Annotated in this window: 13 protein-coding genes; 10 read left to right on the forward strand and 3 right to left on the reverse strand. The window is 71.6% G+C overall.

Annotated elements, in window-relative coordinates:
- Nucleotides 1–64: 64 nt before the first annotated feature.
- From KILIM_RS07565 to nagA, 3 genes are read left to right on the forward strand one after another with little or no spacing between them, the layout of a single operon-like run.
- Nucleotides 65–2,098 (forward strand): glucose PTS transporter subunit IIA, encoded by a 2,034-nt coding sequence (locus KILIM_RS07565; RefSeq protein WP_006592065.1) that lies wholly within the window; start codon nt 65–67, stop codon nt 2,096–2,098.
- Between the two features lie 49 nt (nt 2,099–2,147).
- Nucleotides 2,148–2,933, forward strand: coding sequence for a glucosamine-6-phosphate deaminase (nagB, locus tag KILIM_RS07570; RefSeq protein WP_006592066.1), 786 nt, complete (start codon nt 2,148–2,150; stop codon nt 2,931–2,933).
- Between the two features lies 1 nt (nt 2,934).
- On the forward strand, nt 2,935–4,077 hold the full coding sequence (nagA, locus tag KILIM_RS07575; protein WP_006592067.1) for an N-acetylglucosamine-6-phosphate deacetylase: 1,143 nt from the start codon (nt 2,935–2,937) through the stop codon (nt 4,075–4,077).
- A 50-nt stretch (nt 4,078–4,127) separates the two neighbouring features.
- Here nagA and KILIM_RS07580 read toward each other — a convergent pair whose 3' ends face one another.
- Nucleotides 4,128–4,640 carry an O-acetyl-ADP-ribose deacetylase gene (locus KILIM_RS07580; RefSeq protein ID WP_006592068.1) on the reverse strand — a complete coding sequence of 171 codons (513 nt, stop codon included), beginning with the start codon at nt 4,638–4,640 and terminating at the stop codon, nt 4,128–4,130.
- Nucleotides 4,641–4,776: 136 nt separating this feature from the next.
- Here KILIM_RS07580 and KILIM_RS07585 point away from each other — a divergent pair, with 136 nt between their 5' ends.
- Together KILIM_RS07585 and KILIM_RS07590 are read left to right on the forward strand one after the other, a co-directional pair.
- The gene (locus tag KILIM_RS07585; protein WP_006592069.1) at nt 4,777–5,409 is read left to right on the forward strand and encodes a hypothetical protein; all 633 of its coding nucleotides are present in this window, start codon (nt 4,777–4,779) and stop codon (nt 5,407–5,409) included.
- Nucleotides 5,410–5,723: 314 nt separating this feature from the next.
- Entirely contained in the window at nt 5,724–6,938 is a 1,215-nt protein-coding gene (locus KILIM_RS07590) for a globin domain-containing protein (protein WP_006592070.1), read from the forward strand.
- 247 nt (nt 6,939–7,185) lie between these two features.
- Here KILIM_RS07590 and thiE read toward each other — a convergent pair whose 3' ends face one another.
- Both thiE and thiM read right to left on the reverse strand, forming a co-directional pair.
- The gene (gene thiE, locus KILIM_RS07595) at nt 7,186–7,842 is read right to left on the reverse strand and encodes a thiamine phosphate synthase (protein WP_006592071.1); all 657 of its coding nucleotides are present in this window, start codon (nt 7,840–7,842) and stop codon (nt 7,186–7,188) included.
- Nucleotides 7,839–8,645, reverse strand: coding sequence for a hydroxyethylthiazole kinase (thiM, locus tag KILIM_RS07600; protein WP_006592072.1), 807 nt, complete (start codon nt 8,643–8,645; stop codon nt 7,839–7,841). Before thiM ends, thiE begins: the two co-directional genes overlap by 4 nt.
- Nucleotides 8,646–8,861: 216 nt before the next feature.
- Here thiM and KILIM_RS07605 point away from each other — a divergent pair, with 216 nt between their 5' ends.
- The 5 genes from KILIM_RS07605 (at nt 8,862) to KILIM_RS07625 (ending at nt 16,457) form a co-directional block, all read left to right on the forward strand.
- Entirely contained in the window at nt 8,862–9,326 is a 465-nt protein-coding gene (locus KILIM_RS07605) for a YqaA family protein (RefSeq protein WP_006592073.1), read from the forward strand.
- 364 nt (nt 9,327–9,690) lie between these two features.
- The gene (gene clpB, locus KILIM_RS07610; RefSeq protein ID WP_006592074.1) at nt 9,691–12,351 is read left to right on the forward strand and encodes an ATP-dependent chaperone ClpB; all 2,661 of its coding nucleotides are present in this window, start codon (nt 9,691–9,693) and stop codon (nt 12,349–12,351) included.
- A 327-nt stretch (nt 12,352–12,678) separates the two neighbouring features.
- Nucleotides 12,679–13,623: a hypothetical protein gene (locus KILIM_RS07615; RefSeq protein WP_006592075.1), complete on the forward strand. Its 945-nt coding sequence runs from the start codon at nt 12,679–12,681 to the stop codon at nt 13,621–13,623.
- Nucleotides 13,624–13,681: 58 nt separating this feature from the next.
- Nucleotides 13,682–14,527 (forward strand): LppX_LprAFG lipoprotein, encoded by an 846-nt coding sequence (locus tag KILIM_RS07620; RefSeq protein WP_006592076.1) that lies wholly within the window; start codon nt 13,682–13,684, stop codon nt 14,525–14,527.
- A gap of 52 nt (nt 14,528–14,579) precedes the next feature.
- Nucleotides 14,580–16,457 (forward strand): MFS transporter, encoded by a 1,878-nt coding sequence (locus KILIM_RS07625; protein ID WP_006592077.1) that lies wholly within the window; start codon nt 14,580–14,582, stop codon nt 16,455–16,457.
- Nucleotides 16,458–16,597: the final 140 nt, after the last annotated feature.

Here is a 16,597-nt window from a genome sequence, read left to right on the forward strand (position 1 = left end):
GTCTAGACCAGGCTGTGGTCCAGACCAATTATCTGGTTGCACCACCTCACGAAGGAGTGACGACATGAGCGCCGTCCAGGAAAGCTCACCACCTCGGTCCAAGCGGCACCTACCGGGCTTCGGCCAACTGCAACGGCTCGGCAAGAGCCTCATGCTGCCGATCGCGCTGCTGCCCGCCGCCGGCATCCTGCTGCGCCTGGGCCAGCCCGACCTGCTCGGTCGCATCACGACCCCGATCATCGGGGCCTTCTTCGATGCGATGAGCGCCGCCGGTGACGCGATCTTCGGCAACCTGGCGATGCTCTTCGCCGTCGGCGTCGCGATCGGTTTCGCCCGCAAGGCCGACGGCTCCACCGCCCTCTCCGCGGTCGCCGGCTACCTGGTCATCGAGGCCGTCTTCAAGTCGATGTCGCCGGTCGTGCTCGAAGGGCAGCTCAACGCAGCCGGCGAGCAGGCGATGATCAACTACAGCGTCTTCGGCGGCATCGTCGTCGGCCTCGTCACCGCCTGGCTCTTCGACCGGTACCACGACATCCAGCTGCCGGCCTATCTCGGCTTCTTCGGCGGTCGCCGCTTCGTGCCGATCGTCGTGTCGCTGGCCACCCTGATCATCGGCTTCGCGCTCAGCTACTTCTACCCGATCTTCAACGCCGGCCTGACCAACGTCGGCGAGTTCATCGGTGGCGCCGGCGCGCTCGGCGCCTTCGTCTACGGTGTCGTCAACCGCCTGCTCATCCCGCTGGGTCTGCACCACATTGTCAACACCTTCGTCTGGTTCATCTACGGCGACTACGCCGGCCCCAGCGGCCTGGTCACCGGCGAACTGACCCGCTTCGCCGCCGGCGACCCCAGCGCCGGGCTGCTGACCTCCGGCTTCTACCCGATTCTCATGTTCGGCCTGCCCGGTGCCGCCCTGGCGATGATGCACATGGCCAAGCCGTCGCAGAAGAAGGTTGCCGCAGGCATCCTCGGGGCCGCCGGCCTCACCGCCTTCATCACCGGCATCACCGAGCCGCTGGAGTTCGCCTTCATGTTCGTGGCGTTCCCGCTCTACGTCGTGCACGCGCTGCTCACCGGGCTCTCCCTGGCCATCGCCTACACGCTCGACATCCACCTCGGCTTCTCGTTCTCCGCCGGACTCATCGACCTCGTGCTCTACTACTCCGCCCCGGCCGCCCACAACGTGCCGCTGCTCATCGTGCAGGGCCTGGTCTTCTTCGTCTTGTACTACGTGCTCTTCCGCTTCGTCATCAAGCGTTGGAACCTGGCTACCCCCGGCCGCGGTGACGAGGTGGCCCCCGACGCCGCCGACGCCGACGGCGCGGAGCCGAGCCAGCTCGCCGAGAACCTCATCGCCGCGTTCGGTGGCCGCGACAACCTGCGCAGCGTCGACGCCTGCATCACCCGGCTGCGCATCGAGGTGGCCGACAAGGCCAAGGTCGACGCCGCCCGGCTCAAGGGGCTCGGCGCCGCCGGCGTCGTCGAGGTCGGCAACAACGTGCAGGCGATCTTCGGCACCCAGGCCGACTCGCTGAAGTCGCAGATCAACGCCGTGCTCGCCGGTGCGCCCGCCCCGGCCGCCGTCGGCGCGACGACCGCTGCTCCGGCCGCTGCCAGCACGCCCGCTGCGCCCGCCAGCTCCGCCGTCCCCGCCGGCACCGTGCTCGCACCCCTGACCGGGCGCGTGCTCCCGCTGTCGCAGGTGCCCGACAAGTCCTTCGCCGAGGGCATCGTCGGCCCGGGCCTGGCCATCGACCCCGAGCACAAGGTGCTCAACGTCGCCGCCCCCGTCAGCGGCACGGTGCTGCAGGTGTGGCCGCACGCCTTCGTCATCGGCACCGACGACGGCCGCGGCGTGCTCGTGCACCTGGGCATCGACACGGTGCAGCTCGAAGGCAAGGGCTTCGCCAGCCACGTCAGCAAGAAGGACCGCGTCGTCGCCGGGCAGATCATGACGACCTACGACGTGCCCGCCGTGGTCGCCTCCGGCCGGAGCCCGATCGTGCCGGTCATCGTCATGGACAAGAAAGCCGACGTGCAGGCCCTGGCCCGCGAGCAGGTGGCCGCGCTCGACGAACTGTTCTGGGTCGATCGCTGAGCCTACGCACCACCCCGCTTCCGACCGTCTCGAAACGAAAGGTCCCTTGATGGAAATCGTCATTCACGACAGCCCGCAGCGGCTTGGGGAGGTGGCCGCCGACGCGATCGCCGCGCTGCTGGCCGCCGACCCGACCGCGGTGCTCGGGCTGGCCACCGGCTCGTCGCCACGGCCGGTCTACGACGCGCTGGCCGCCCGGTGCGAGCGGGGGGAGGTGTCGTTCGCGCAGGCGCGGGCGTTCACACTCGATGAGTACGTGGGTCTGCCCGCGGACCACCCCGAGCGGTACCGCAACGTCATTGACGCCGATTTCGTGTCGCGCGTCGACTTCGCCCCCGGGGCCGTGCAGGGCCCCGACGGGCTGGCGACCGACATCCCCGCGGCCTGCGCCGAGTACGAGGCGGCCATCGTGGCAGCGGGCGGGGTCGACCTGCAGATCCTGGGCATCGGCACCGACGGGCATATCGCGTTCAACGAGCCCGGCTCGTCGCTGGCCTCTCGCACCCGCATCAAGACCCTGACCCGGCAGACCCGCTTGGACAACGCCCGGTTCTTCGACGGGGACCCGCAGGCGGTACCCCAGCACTGCCTCACCCAGGGTCTGGCCACGATCATGGCCGCGCGGCACATCGTGCTGCTGGCCACCGGCCGCGGTAAGGCGGAGGCCGTGCATCACCTGGCCGAGGGAGCGGTCAGCGCGATGTGGCCGGCGACGATCCTGCAGCATCACCCGCACGTCAGCGTGCTGCTCGACTCCGCCGCCGCCAGCCGGCTGCAGCTCGTGGACTACTACCGCGAGACCTATGGGGCCAAGCCCGGGTGGCAGGGGATCTGAGATGAGCCTGCTGACCGCCGACCGGGTCGTGACCGGCGAGCAGATCCTGGCGCCCGGTTGGCTCGAGGTGCGCGACGGTCGCGTGGTGGCGGTCGGGGCCGGCGACCCACCGCGCCCCGCCGACCGCGCGCTGGGTGCGGTGACGGTGGTGCCGGGCTTCGTCGACATGCACGTGCACGGCGGCGGGGGAGGAGCCTTCCCCGCCGCCGACGCGGCGGCCACCGCGGCCGCGGTCGACTTCCACCGGCGCCACGGCACCACCGCGATGCTCGCCTCGCTCGTCTCGGCCAGCCCGCCGGATCTACTGGCCCAGGTCGAGGCGGTCGCCGAGCAGGTGCGGGCCGGGCTCGTCGCCGGCATCCACCTGGAGGGGCCGTGGATCTCCGCCCACCGCTGCGGCGCCCACGAGCCGACCGCCCTGCGCGCGCCCGACCCGGCCGAACTCGATCGGGTGCTGGCGGCCGGCGGCGGCACCATCGCCATGGTGACGCTGGCCCCCGAACTGCCCGGCGGGCTGGAGGCCGTGCGCCGGGTTGTCGACGCGGGCGCCATCGCGGCCGTCGGGCACACCGACGCCACCTACGAGCAGACCCGCGAGGCCATCGGCGCCGGCGCCCGCGTCGCCACGCACCTGTTCAACGCCATGCGCCCGGTGCACCATCGGGATCCGGGCCCCGTCGTGGCGCTCATGGAGGACCCGCGTGTCACCCTCGAGCTCATCACCGACGGTCAACACCTGCACCCGGCGCTGTACCGCGACGTGTGTGGGCGGGCCGGCTCCGACCGGGTCGTGCTCGTCACCGACGCGATGGAGGCCGCCGGAATGGCCGACGGCGCCTACAGCCTCGGCGGGCTCGACGTCACCGTCGCCGACGGTGTCGCCCGGCTCACCGGCACGACGACGATCGCCGGCAGCACCGCGACGATGGACCACCAGTTCCGGCAGGCGTTGGCCGCCAGCGAGCTGCCGCCCGACGAGGCGCTGCTCGCGGTGACCCGGCAGACCTCGGTGCTGCCGGCCGCCGCGATCGGGCTACCGCCGGTCGCGCTCGCGGCCGGGGGGCCGGCCGACCTCGTGGTGCTGGACGAGCAGTGGGGTGTGACCGACGTCATGAAGGCCGGTTCCTGGGTCGCGCTCGCCTGATTCGCGGGCCTTCGCTCGACCGGAACGCGCACTCGCCTGACCCGCCCGGGTCAGGCGAGTGCGCGTTGGAAGGCGCTCAGCGCCTTCTCCCCGAAGAGCACGAAACGCACCTGGAGGTCGTCGCTGGCCTCGGCGCGGACCGTCGCCACCGCGATACGTGCGACCTCTTCGACATCCCAGCCATAGACGCCGGCGCTGATCGCCGGAAAGGCGATCGAGGTGGCGCCCACCTGCCGTGCGACCGCCAGGCTGTTGCGGAAACACGCGGCGAGCAGCGCCGGATCGATTTGACCCACATGGCGATTCGGTCCGACCGTGTGGATGACCCAGCGGGCGGGCAGCTCGTGCCCGTCGGTGGCGACCGCCTCGCCGACGCCGAGCCCGTCCGGATGGCTGGTGCGGCGCAGCCGCCGACACTGCGCGAGCAGGGCCGGACCGGCGGCCTTGTGGATCGCGCCGTCGACACCGCCACCGCCGAGCAGCCCCGAGTTCGCGGCGTTGACGATGGCGTCGACCTCTTGCGTCGTGATGTCCCCGGCCACGGCTTCGATGCGCGCACTCATGACAACTCATCCTGCCGCAGCGCCGGTTTTCGGCCCCCAGTGTGGGTGTCTGGGCAGCCGGAGGCGGGTAAGTTCAGGCAAGACACAGGCCGCAAGGGCGGGCGGAAAGCCCCCGGCCACGGTAGAGAGGAAGCACATGGCCGTCATTGGCATCATCTTCATCATCGCCGCCGCCGTCGTGGGTGGCGCCGCGTACTGGGTGGCCTCGTCCGCAGGCGCGGCGACCACGACCGTGGAGATGTTCAACAACCAGCTCACTCTGACACCGCTGACGATGTTCCTGTCCGGCGCGCTGACCGTCTTCTTCCTGCTGCTGGGACTGTGGATGATCGCCGTCGCAGGCCGCCGCCGGTCCAAGCGCAGCAAGGAGCGTCGCGACCTCGAGAAGCAGGCTCGCGAGCAGGAGCGGGAGCTGGCCCAGACCCGCGCCCGCCTCGCCGAGCACGGCGGACCCAGCCGCTCCGACTCCGGTGCCGCGCGCACCCAGCCGGTGCCCGCCTCCGGGGGGAGTACTCAACCGGCCCGCGGGTCGCGCGTGTCGCAGACCAAGGCCCCCGAGACCAAGCCCGAAACCAAGGCCCCCGAGGCCCGGTCCGAAGCCAAGGCTGAGGCGAAGGCCGACGGCAAGGCGACCGACTCCAAGGCAAGCTCTGCCTCCCGGCCCGGCTCGACGTCCGGGGTTGCAGCGGGCGGTGCGAGCGGCCAGCCAGATGCTCCGGGTGGGGCCGGCCCCCGCCCCGACGGCACCTACGACTCCGGCAAGCCCTGAATCGAGCCCTTAGCCCACGTGAGCCGCTTGCCGCCGCCAGCCGAATCCGCTGGCCGGTGGGGTGTGTCGAACGGCCCGGCGTCGCTCTCTGCGCGATGCCGGGCCGAGTTGTTCCCCCTGCCGCCGGTCGGCCGGCCGCTGCGATCTGGGCCCGTCAGGAGGCCGGAGGCGCCGGTGGTAGCGTGCGATTTGCACCGGGCCTGACCGTGAAATAGCCGTCCCTGCTCCGTGGACAGAGCCTTCGTGGTAGCCCTGGAGAGGGGCGCGGCTGGCCCCGATCCTCCCGTTGACCTATCCCAGCGAAGGACGCATCAATGAAGCTGTCACCTGAGTCCGAAGCGATCGTCAAGGCCACGGCCGGCGTCGTCGCCGAGCACGCCGAAGACATCACCAAGGTCTTCTATCCCGACATGTTCGCCGCGCACCCGGAGCTCATGCGCGTGTTCAACAAGGCCAACCAGGCGATCGGTGAGCAACCCAAGGCCCTGGCCGCCTCGGTCGTGGCCTACGCGGTCAACCTCATCGACCCCGACGCCCCCGACTTCGGCCCCGTCATGCGCCGCATCGCCCACAAGCACGTGTCGTTGGGCATTCGCGCGCAGGAGTACACGATCGTCGGGCATCACCTCCTCAAGGCCGTCAAGACGGTGCTCGGCGACGCGATCACCCCGGAGGTCGGGGCCGCCTGGGACGAGGTCTACTGGCTGTTCGGCACCGAGCTCATCGCGGAGGAGGCCAAGCTGTACGCCCTCGCGGGCACCGACCCCACGCACCCGTGGCGCAAGTACCGGGTGGTCGAGCGTTTCGACGAGGGGGAGGACGTGTTCTCGCTCGTGCTCTCACCCGTCGAGGGGGAGGCGCCCCCGCACGAGGTCGGTCAGTACGTCGCGATCGCCGTGGATCTGCCCAACGGCGAGCGCCAACCGCGTCAATACACGATCTCGTCCAGCCCCCGCGGCGACCTGCGCGTGACGATCAAGCGCGTCCACGGCGTCGACGGGGCACCGGAGGGGCAGGTCAGCAACTGGCTGTACGACAACGCGCGACCCGGCACGATCCTCGACCTGTCGCAGCCCGCTGGCGACCTCGTGCTCGACGACTCCACGGGCCCGCTCGTGCTGGTTTCGGCCGGTATCGGCATCACCCCGATCGCCGCCATCCTCGACGACCTCTCGCGCCGGCAGCCCGAGCGCACCGTGCGGCTCTTCCACGCGGACACCTCGCACGCCAACCACGCGCTGTACAAGCACCTGCGCCGCCAGGTCGAGTGGATGAGCGACGCGAAGGCGCAGAACTGGTACGAGGAGGGGGCCGAAGACGCCCCCACGATCCACCCGGCGCGGTCGGGCTTCATGGACCTCTCCGACATCGCCGTGCCCTCGGACTGCACCGTGTTCATGTGCGGCCCACTGGAGTTCATGCGCAGCGCCCGCCGCGCCCTGCTCGACAAGGGCGTCTCCAGCGAGCGCATCCACTACGAGGTGTTCGGCCCCGACCTGTGGGCCCAGAACCCCGACAACGCCGCCTGAGTTCCCGCCGCCCGCTGCCGACGGGTGCGCCCGCTGCCGGCGGTTGCGGTCGCGAGCGCACCCGTCGGCAGGGACCACGCCCGTCGGCAGCGGGCTTGCCCTGGTCTAGCGCTGGGCTAGTCCCAGGCGGCCCGGCCCCACCCGCCCGCGCCGACGGGTGCGCTTGCTGCCCAGGGTTGCTATTGCGACCGCGCCCCAACGCAGGGAGCGCAACCGTCGGCGGCGGGGCGGGCTGGCCGGCCGGGGGTTAGCCCCAGGCGGCGGTGAGTTGGGCGGCGGCGGCCTGGGGGTCCGGGGTGCCGCAGATGGCGCTGATGACGGCGACCCCGGCGAGGCCGGCCGCGCGCAGGTCGGGCAGGTCGGCGGCTTTGACGCCCCCGATCGCCACGCACGGCCACGGGCTCGCGGCAGCCAGCGCACCCAAGTGCGCCAGGCCGCGGACCGGAGAGTGATCGAGCTTGCTGCTCGTCGCCCGCAGGGGGCCGATGCCGAGGTGGTCGATGGTGCCCCTCGGCAGCCCTCGGGCCGCGGCCAGCTGGCTCTCGTCGTGCACCGAGTAACCGAGCAGCGCCCGCGGACCGAGGATCTCGCGGGCGCGCACCGGGTCGAGGTCGCCCTGCCCGACGTGCGCGCCTTGGGCGCCGATGTCCGCGACGAGATGCACCCGGTCGTTGACGATGAGCGGCACCCCGGTGTCGGCCAGCGCCGCGACGAGCGCCCGCCCCAACTCCACGGTCTGCGCGTCGCTGGCCTCCGGATCGCGAAGCTGCACGATCGTCACGCCGCCGGCGACCGCCAAGCGCACCGTCTCGACGACGCCGAGCTGCCCGCATTGCGCGGTGTCGGTCACGAGGTAGAGCCGCAGATCCGCCTCCGGGCGACGCCCGCCAGACACCTGCGTCACGACAGCCGCACCTGCTCGACGAGGTCGTCGGCGCTCAGGGAGGCGAGTCGGTCGAGCAGGGCGACCGCGAAGGTGCCCGGACCCTGCGCGCCCTGGGCCGCCTGGTCCGCGGCGACCGTCAGCAAACCCGTGGCGGAGGCCGCAGCGACCAGCGGGTCGTCGACGACCCCGGCGAATCCCGCCATGAGCGCACCCAGGCTGCAGCCGACCCCGGTCACGCGCGTCAGCCACTCGTGGCCGTTCGCGAGCCGCACGGTGCGTCGGCCGTCGGTCAGGAGGTCCACCGCGCCGCTCACGGCGACGACGCAGGAATTCGCGCGGGCAAGGTCTTGCGCGACCTCGCGGACCGCGTCAGGGGTATCGGTGGAGTCCACGCCCCGGCCGCCCGCGCCGCCGGCCAGGCCCGCGATCTCCGACGCGTTGCCCCGGATGATCGTCGGCGCCCCGGCCGCCACCAGCTCGCGCGCGATCTCGGTGCGCCATGGCAGCCCCCCGGCCGCCACCGGATCGAGCACCCACGGCGTGCTGGCGTCCTTGGCTCCGGCCACCGCCGCGCGCATCCCGGCGACCGTGTTCTCCTGCGGTGTACCGAGATTGACGAGCACTCCCGAGGCGACGCCCGCGAACAGCCCCGCCTCCTGCTCGTTGTCGACCATGGCCGGAGCCGCCCCGGCGGCGAGCAGCACGTTGGCGGTCCAGTTGGTCACCACGATATTTGTCAGGCACTGCACGAGCGGCCCCTCGTTGCGCAGGGCGTCCAAGGCCTCGCCCACCTGGGCGGCGGTGATGGGTGAGTCGTTCATCGCGGATCCTTTTCGTCCGTTGCGGGTGCTGCTCCCGATGGTCGGCGGTGTCGCGGGCTGCGCACTGCCTGGCGCAGGGCCTGGGTGAGCGACCCTCCTGGCATCCTTCCAGGCGCGACGATCACCGACACCGGCACATCGCGGGGAGCATTTTGTTGCGCAGCTGTGGCCGCAATTGCCCACCGCCACTGGCCTTTTGGGTGCGATGGTGCGTATGTGGTCCTGCTCGCGACCTTCGCCGTGTGCGTGCTGTCGGCGATCGTGCCCGTCGTCAACGCCGAGGTGTACCTCGTCGGGCTGCGCGGCGTGCTGTCGCCGGAGTCGCTGTGGCTGACGGCTTTGGCGGCCGGTGCGGGTCAGGCCGTCGGCAAGCTCGTCTGGTATGCGGCGGGCTGGCGCTCCATGGAGTCGGCCTGGGTGCAGCGCAAACTCGACGTCGGCACCCGCCGTCGCGACTACGACCGCTGGCGGCACGCGTTCGAGGCTCGGCCACTGCTCTCGCGGGTCACGTTCTTCGCCTCCGCATCCCTGGGTCTGCCGCCACTGCTCATCGTCGCGTTGCTCGCCGGCCAGTTGCGGCTGCCCCTGCGCTGGGTGTTTCCCATGGTGCTCATCGGCCGCACCCTGCGGTTCGCCGTAGTGCTGGGCCTGGCCGATCAGCTGATGACGCGTCTGACCTGATCCCGCCGCGTTCCCCGGGCAGCCGCGTTCCCCGGGCCCGCGCCCCGCCCGAGTCGTCAGTTGTGGGCTCGAGTCGTCAGTTGTTTGTGACGACTGGCCCGCCAAAGTGACGACTCGTGTGGCGGGAAGTGACGGCTGGCCCGTGAAAGTGACGATTCGTGTGGCGGGAAGTGACGGTTGGTCCGCCAACGTGACGACTCGCCGCCAGGAGTGCACCGGTTGGGGCCCGAAGGTGGCAGCGGTGGCCTCTGGCGGTCAGACTGGTGAAGGTCGCCGGAAGGGCGCCCAGGGTTGAGCGGAATACACTCAACTTTGACACAGTTATGCAGGTGAAGACCACAACACTCAAGGAGTCGCACACCTCATGAATCTTCAGCTGACGACCAAGGCCCAGGAGGCCTTCTCGGCGGCAACGCGTAACGCCGCGGCCGCCGGCAACCCCAATGTCGAGCCGGCGCACCTGCTGCTGGCCCTGACCGAACAGCCCGACACCACCACCGGCCCGCTGCTCGAGGCCACGGGCTCCTCGATGCTCGCCGCACGGCGCGCCGCCGAGGCCGAACTGGCCAAGCTGCCCAGCGCCTCCGGCTCCTCGATGACGAACCCCAGCCTCTCCCGCTCCGGTCTGACCGTGCTCGAGCAGGCTCGCCAGGTCATGGAGGCCATGGGCGACAGCTTCGTCTCCACCGACCACCTGCTGCTCGCGCTCGCGCGCACCGGGGCGTTCGGCCTCGACGCCGACGCCATCGACGAGCGCATCCCGGCGATGCGCGGCGGCGGCAAGGTCACCTCCGAGAACCCCGAGGACCAGTTCAACGCCCTGGCCAAGTACGGCACCGACCTCACCCTCGCCGCCCGCGAGGGCCGGCTTGACCCCGTCATCGGCCGGGACTCCGAGATCCGCCGGGTCGTGCAGGTGCTCTCTCGCCGCACGAAGAACAACCCCGTGCTCATCGGCGAGCCCGGCGTCGGCAAGACGGCCGTCGTCGAGGGCCTGGCCCAGCGCATCGTCGCCGGCGACGTGCCCGAGTCCCTGCGGAACAAGCGCCTCATCGCTCTCGATCTGGGAGCAATGGTCGCCGGCGCCAAGTACCGTGGCGAGTTCGAGGAGCGGCTCAAGGCCGTGCTCACCGAGATCACCGAGTCCGACGGCAAGGTCGTCACGTTCATCGACGAACTGCACACGATTGTGGGCGCCGGTGCGACGGGCGAGGGCTCGATGGACGCCGGCAACATGATCAAGCCGCTGCTCGCGCGCGGTGAGCTGCGCCTGGTCGGCGCCACGACGCTCGACGAGTACCGCAAGTTCATCGAGAAGGACGCCGCCCTCGAGCGCCGCTTCCAGCAGGTGTACGTCGGCGAGCCGAGCGTCGAAGACACGATCGCCATCCTGCGCGGGCTCAAGGAGCGCTACGAGGCGCACCACAAGGTAGCCATCGCCGACTCGGCCCTCGTCGCTGCCGCCACGCTGAGCAACCGCTACATCCAGAACCGGCAGCTGCCCGACAAGGCCATCGACCTCGTCGACGAGGCCGCTAGCCGGCTGCGGATGGAGATCGACTCCAGCCCGGTCGAGATCGACGTGCTGCGCCGTCAGGTTGACCGCCTGAAGATGGAGGAGCTGCACCTGGAGCGCGAGACCGACGACGCCTCCCGCGAGCGGCTGGCCCGCCTGCGCAAGGACCTGGCCGACCGCACGGAGGAGCTTGCCGCGCTGACCGGGCGTTGGGAGGCCGAGAAGGCCGGGCTCAACCGGGTCGGCGACCTCAAGGCGCGCCTGGACGAGGTGCGCAGCCACGCCGAGCGCCTGCAGCGCGAGGGTGACTTCGGTGAGGCATCCCGCCTGCTCTACGGCGAGATCCCAGCCCTGGAGAAGGAGCTCGCGGCGGCCTCCGCCTCCGAGCACCAGGTGGCCGAAGACGGCCCGATGGTCAAGGAAGAGGTCGGCGCCGACGACATCGCCGACGTCATCAGCTCGTGGACCGGCATCCCCGCCGGGCGACTGCTCGAAGGGGAGACCGAGAAGCTGCTGCATATGGAGGAGTGGCTGGGCAAGCGGCTCATCGGCCAGACCGAGGCCGTTCGCGCCGTTTCCGACGCCGTGCGCCGCAGCCGGGCCGGCATCGCCGACCCCGACCGGCCCACCGGCTCGTTCCTGTTCCTCGGTCCGACCGGTGTCGGCAAGACGGAGCTGGCCAAGTCGCTGGCGGACTTCCTCTTCGACGACGAGCGCGCGATGGTGCGCATCGACATGAGCGAGTACTCCGAGCGGCACGCGGTCGCCCGGCTCATCGGCGCCCCGCCCGGCTACGTCGGCTACGACGAGGGCGGTCAGCTGACGGAGGCCGTGCGGCGCCGACCGTACTCGGTCGTGCTGCTCGACGAGGTCGAGAAGGCACACCCAGAGACCTTCGACATCCTGCTGCAGGTGCTCGACGACGGGCGCCTGACCGACGGGCAGGGTCGCACGGTCGACTTCCGCAACGTCATCCTCGTGATGACCTCCAACCTTGGCAGCCAGTACCTCATCGACCCCTCGATGAGCCCGGACGCCAAGCGCGAGGCGGTCATGGGCGCGGTGCGGGCGGCGTTCAAGCCGGAGTTTCTCAACCGCCTCGACGAGACGGTGATCTTCGAGCCGTTGACGCTGGAGCAGCTCTCGCAAATCGTCGAGCTCGCGGTCGCGGCGCTGTCGCGGCGGCTGGCGGACCGGCGGATCACGCTGTCGGTCACCGAGCCCGCTCGGCAGTGGCTGGCTCGCACCGGCTACGACCCCGCGTACGGGGCGCGCCCGCTGCGCCGGCTCGTGCAACGCGAGATCGGCGACCGGCTGGCCACCGCGCTGCTCTCCGGGCAGGTGCGCGACGGGCAGGAGGTCACGGTCTACCTGGCGGCCTCCGGCGATCACCTCACCCTGGCCGAGCCGGAGTACGACGTCACGCTGGAGTCGGTGGTCGAGAACGACGCCGATGGCGACGACGAGGCGCAGGAGGTCGTGCAGGGGGAGCTGACCGACGGTCAGTGATCCTGCGCACACCGGCCGGGCGGTGACTTCTCGCGGGGCCCGTTCTGGACGCAAAGACCCCCTGGGCATGTTCACGATGTGGACATGTGCAGGGGGTCTTGCGCTGTCTGGCAACCTGCGCGGCTACGCGAAAGGCGTTGTGTTGCGGGCGAACTCCCCAACTGGGGACACCCCCGGTGAACCTCGGGGAAACGAGTATCCACAGGCCCTCGTAACGCCCACCTGTCAAGCGGCGATGTCCACAACGGTCAGAGCGCGCCGGGGGAACCTCTTCGTAGGCTGCGCGCACGCTCTGCCGCCCACACGCCGTACCCCTCGAGGATCGTCATGTCCCGCCTCTCGTTCACCCGTCCGCTCTGCGCTGCCGTCGTGGCCACGCTGGGGATCACCGCTCTGAGCGGAGTCGCCGTAGCCACGCCCGCAGCGAACTCTCCTGCTCTCATCGCGCCCTTGGCGGCCGCGACGGCTTCGACCGCATCGACCGTCTCGGCCGCGTCGATTCCGTCGACGTGCCGCGCCGCAGTGACGATCGTCCGCCCCGACACGACCTTGGCGATGGGTGTCGTGCAAGGCACGAAGCCGACCGTCTACTCGACCGGGCACCAACTCGGCTATGAGCCGACCGCCATCGCCTTCCTGGGTAACACCAAGTCCGCCGGCGATCGAGTCAGCGTCGACCGCTTCCTCGCGGTCGACGGTTCCGGTCGGCTGCATCGCCTCACCGCGACGACCCGCACGACCGAGGGCAGCGCGAGCACGGCCGTCGACGACACCGTCGTCGCGACCGGCTGGGGCTCCGTTCGGCTCATGGTCGCCACCGGCCCCTACCTGTATGCGGTGACCGAAGCCGGTGCCCTGCGGCGGTACGCCATCTCAGCGGACTACCGGGTCGAGCCCGCGGGGGTCGTCGCGACCTCCGGTTGGGGCGGAGTGCGGTCCCTGGCCTACGGCGGCTGGTGGAAGCTGCCCGGCGACGACGTCGGCGAAGACCTCGTGGCGATCACCGGATCGGGCGCGTTGACCGCCTACGTCGTGCCGCGCAAGAGCCCGCAAAACGTCACGCGGCGCACGCTGGCCAGCTCCGGCTGGGGCAACTACCGGCACGTTGCCGCGGGGGAGTGCAGCACCGGCGAGGGGCGTTCGCTCGCCGCGGTCACCCCCTCCGGGCAGGTGCACGCCTTCCTCGACGCCGACGGCAACGACCAGTCCGGTCGCGACATCCGGTCGACGGGTCGCGTCGCCAGCGGCTGGCGAGGGCTCGTCGCCGACTGATCGGTATCACGCCTGAGGCGACCCTCTCGTGGGGCGATCCGGCAGGTACCGTCGAAGCATGTCTCGTCGCTCACTTGCAGCCCTCGCCGCGTGTGCGCTGCTGGCGCTCCCGGCCTGCAGCAACGGCGGCGCGGCGCCCGGCCCGGACGAGCCCACGGCTGCCCAGCGCCTGGCCACCGCCAAGCAGCAGGCCGATTCGGCCTCCTCGGTGCATCTGCTCGTCACCTCCCGCGACGTGCCCGACACGGCGGAGGGCATTCTCGGATTGGACGGGGTCGGCACGCACGAGCCGGCGTTCAAAGGCCTGCTCGACGCGCGGGTCCGCGGCATCAACGCCCGCATCGACGCGGTGGCGATCGGATCGGCACTCTGGCTGAAGCTGCCGTTCACCCCCCGGCACGTCAAGACCGACCCCGCCACGTGGGGCGTGCCCAGCCCGGCACAACTGCTGTCGCCGGAGACGGGGTTGACCGCCCTCATCACCCACACCCAGTCACCGCAGGATGCCGGCCAGGCGCGCGAGGGGCAGGAGGTGCTGCGCACGATCACCGGGACGATCCCCGGCGCCAACGTCGGACAAATTCTCAACACCGGTGACCCCAACGGCACCTACCAAGTCAGCTACGGCCTCACCGAGCCCGACGGGGTGCTGCGCAAGGCGTCGATCACCGGGCCGTTCTTCCCGGGGGCCACCTCGAGTTACGACGTGGTCTTCGACCGCTACAACGAGCCCGTCGAGATCAATGAACCCTCCGATGCTCAGACGAGCGCGCCCCCGGGGATGCCGTTCCCCGGCGGCACCGGCACCCTCGCGCCCGGACCACCGACGGCGACCGTGACGGCTAAGCCGGCCCGCCCCACCCCGACGGGGACCCAGTCCATCGGCCCGGCGGATCCGCCGTGAGCCCCGCGCAGCCTTGTGACGTCGCTGGCGGCGTCGGCGGGCCAGCCAGGCGGTGAACACCTCCGTCGACGCTACGCGCCGCACGCGACTGCCGGCCGGGTCGCGGGGGCTGCTCGCGCTGGCCTCCCTGGCCGTGGCACTGGCCGCGGCCGACACCTATGTCGTGGTGCTGGCGCTGCCCGACATGATGGCCGGCGTCGGGCTGAGCATCGATGACCTGCAGCGCGCGACCCCGGTCATCAGCGGCTTCCTGCTCGGCTATATCGCCGTGCTGCCGCTCATCGGGCGGCTCTCCGATTTCGTCTCCCGCCGCCGCGTGCTGCTGTGGTGCCTTGGCCTGTTCGTCGTCGGCTCCGCCGTCACCGCGCTCGCCGTCGACCTGCCGGTGCTCGTCGCCGGGCGCGTCGTGCAGGGGATCGGGGGCGGCGGCCTCGTGCCCGCGACGCTGGCCCTCGTCGCCGATCTGTGGCCCGCGCACCGGCGAGGCGTGCCGCTCGGGCTGGTCGGGGCCGTGCAGGAGGTCGGGTCGGTCCTCGGACCGCTGCTCGGCGCCCTCGTGCTCGCCGTCGCAACCTGGCGCGAGATCTTCTGGCTCAACGTCGTGCTCGGGCTGCTGCTGGCCGCGGCGCTGGTCGTTCTCGCCCGGCGGGCCGATCCCACCGCGCGGGCGCGCCTCGACGCCGCCGGCCGGGCCCCCAAGACGAACGCCACGGGACCGGGCGCCGTCGAGCCCGAAGCTCCCGGACCGGGCGCCGCTGCACCCGATACCGCCGACACTGCGCACGTCACCGCTGCCCCGAACCATGGCGCGCCGCCGAACCGCGGCCCGCAGCCGAACCACAGCGCGCGGCCGAACCGTGGCCCCGGGCTGGCCCGAGCCGCGCTCTTGGCCCTCGGGCTCGTGAGCTTGCATTTCGCACTGCTCGCCCCACCGGCCCTGGTCCGCGACGTCACGTGGGGGCTGCCGTTCGTGCCCCTGGGTATGACGGGCTTCTGGGCGTGGCTGGGGCGACTCGGCACCCCGATTGGCGTGGCGGCGCTGCTGCTGCTCGTGCTCTGGACCGTCGCGGCGCTCTACGCCGGGCGGCGAGTGTTGGCGCGCGTCGACGTCATCGGGGCGTTGCTGGTCGCCACCGCGCTGGGCTCCCTGGTGCTGACGTTCGCGTCGGCCAATCCGGAGGAGGAGGTCGTCGGGCCGCTGGGGTGGGTGCTCGTGCCGGTCGGCCTGATCGCCGTGCTGCTCGCCTGGTGGTGGCACGGGCGGGCCCCGCAGCCGCTGGTGCCCCGCGGCATCGTCACGCGGCGCGTCGGGGCCGGCCTGCTGACGAGCCTGGCCGTGGGTGCCGCCCTGGTGGCCGTGGTCGTCGATGTGCCCGTGCTCGCTCGGCTGACCCTCACCGACTCCCAGACACAGGCGGCCCTCGTGCTCGTCCGCTTCCTCATCGCGCTACCGGTCGGTGCCCTGCTCGGCGGGTTCGCGCTGCGGCGCCTCGGCAACGGCGCGGTCGCCGCCCCGGGGCTGCTGCTGGCCGCCGGCGGGCTGGCGGTCATGGCCACCTGGGAGCGCGGCTCCCTCGACCACCCCGTCAGCACGACCGTCGTCCTGGTGGCCGTGGGTCTGGGTCTGGGGCTGGCGATCGCCCCCGTCAACGCGGCGGTCCTGGACGACGTGCACGCCGACTCCCATGGCGTCGCCGGAGCGCTCGTGGTCGTCGCCCGGATGATCGGCATGGTCGTCGGCCTGGCGTTGCTCACCGCCTGGGGCCTGCGCCGCTTCTACCAGCACGTCGAGACGCTGCCCGACCTGCTCGACGCCCAGGCGCTGCTCGACGCCGGCCTGGTTCAGGTGCAGTCGGTCTTCGCCGGGGCCGCCGCCTGCGCGCTCGCCGGGGCCGTCGCGGCGCTCTTCCTGGGTCTGCGCCGCGAGTAGCCCAACCGGGTCACGCAACCGTCCACATCCTGGACGTTGCGCTGGCTGCCGACGGTTGCCGTTGCAACCGCAACCCTGGGCAGGGACCGCGACCGTCAGCGAGGGCCGGGGCGGGGCCCGGCTGGGGCTGGGGAGCGGGT

Origin of the sequence: Kineosphaera limosa NBRC 100340, assembly GCF_000298215.1 — a bacterium.
GTDB lineage: Bacteria > Actinomycetota > Actinomycetes > Actinomycetales > Dermatophilaceae > Kineosphaera > Kineosphaera limosa.

What these genes read in the sequence shown, in the direction of transcription:
- KILIM_RS07565 (WP_006592065.1), top strand. Translation starts at nt 65, where the DNA reads ATGAGCGCCGTCCAGGAAAGCTCACCACCTCGGTCCAAGCGGCACCTA.
- nagB (WP_006592066.1), top strand. Translation starts at nt 2,148, where the DNA reads ATGGAAATCGTCATTCACGACAGCCCGCAGCGGCTTGGGGAGGTGGCC.
- nagA (WP_006592067.1), top strand. Translation starts at nt 2,935, where the DNA reads ATGAGCCTGCTGACCGCCGACCGGGTCGTGACCGGCGAGCAGATCCTG.
- KILIM_RS07580 (WP_006592068.1), bottom strand. Translation starts at nt 4,640, where the DNA reads ATGAGTGCGCGCATCGAAGCCGTGGCCGGGGACATCACGACGCAAGAG.
- KILIM_RS07585 (WP_006592069.1), top strand. Translation starts at nt 4,777, where the DNA reads ATGGCCGTCATTGGCATCATCTTCATCATCGCCGCCGCCGTCGTGGGT.
- KILIM_RS07590 (WP_006592070.1), top strand. Translation starts at nt 5,724, where the DNA reads ATGAAGCTGTCACCTGAGTCCGAAGCGATCGTCAAGGCCACGGCCGGC.
- thiM (WP_006592072.1), bottom strand. Translation starts at nt 8,645, where the DNA reads ATGAACGACTCACCCATCACCGCCGCCCAGGTGGGCGAGGCCTTGGAC.
- clpB (WP_006592074.1), top strand. Translation starts at nt 9,691, where the DNA reads ATGAATCTTCAGCTGACGACCAAGGCCCAGGAGGCCTTCTCGGCGGCA.
- KILIM_RS07615 (WP_006592075.1), top strand. Translation starts at nt 12,679, where the DNA reads ATGTCCCGCCTCTCGTTCACCCGTCCGCTCTGCGCTGCCGTCGTGGCC.
- KILIM_RS07620 (WP_006592076.1), top strand. Translation starts at nt 13,682, where the DNA reads ATGTCTCGTCGCTCACTTGCAGCCCTCGCCGCGTGTGCGCTGCTGGCG.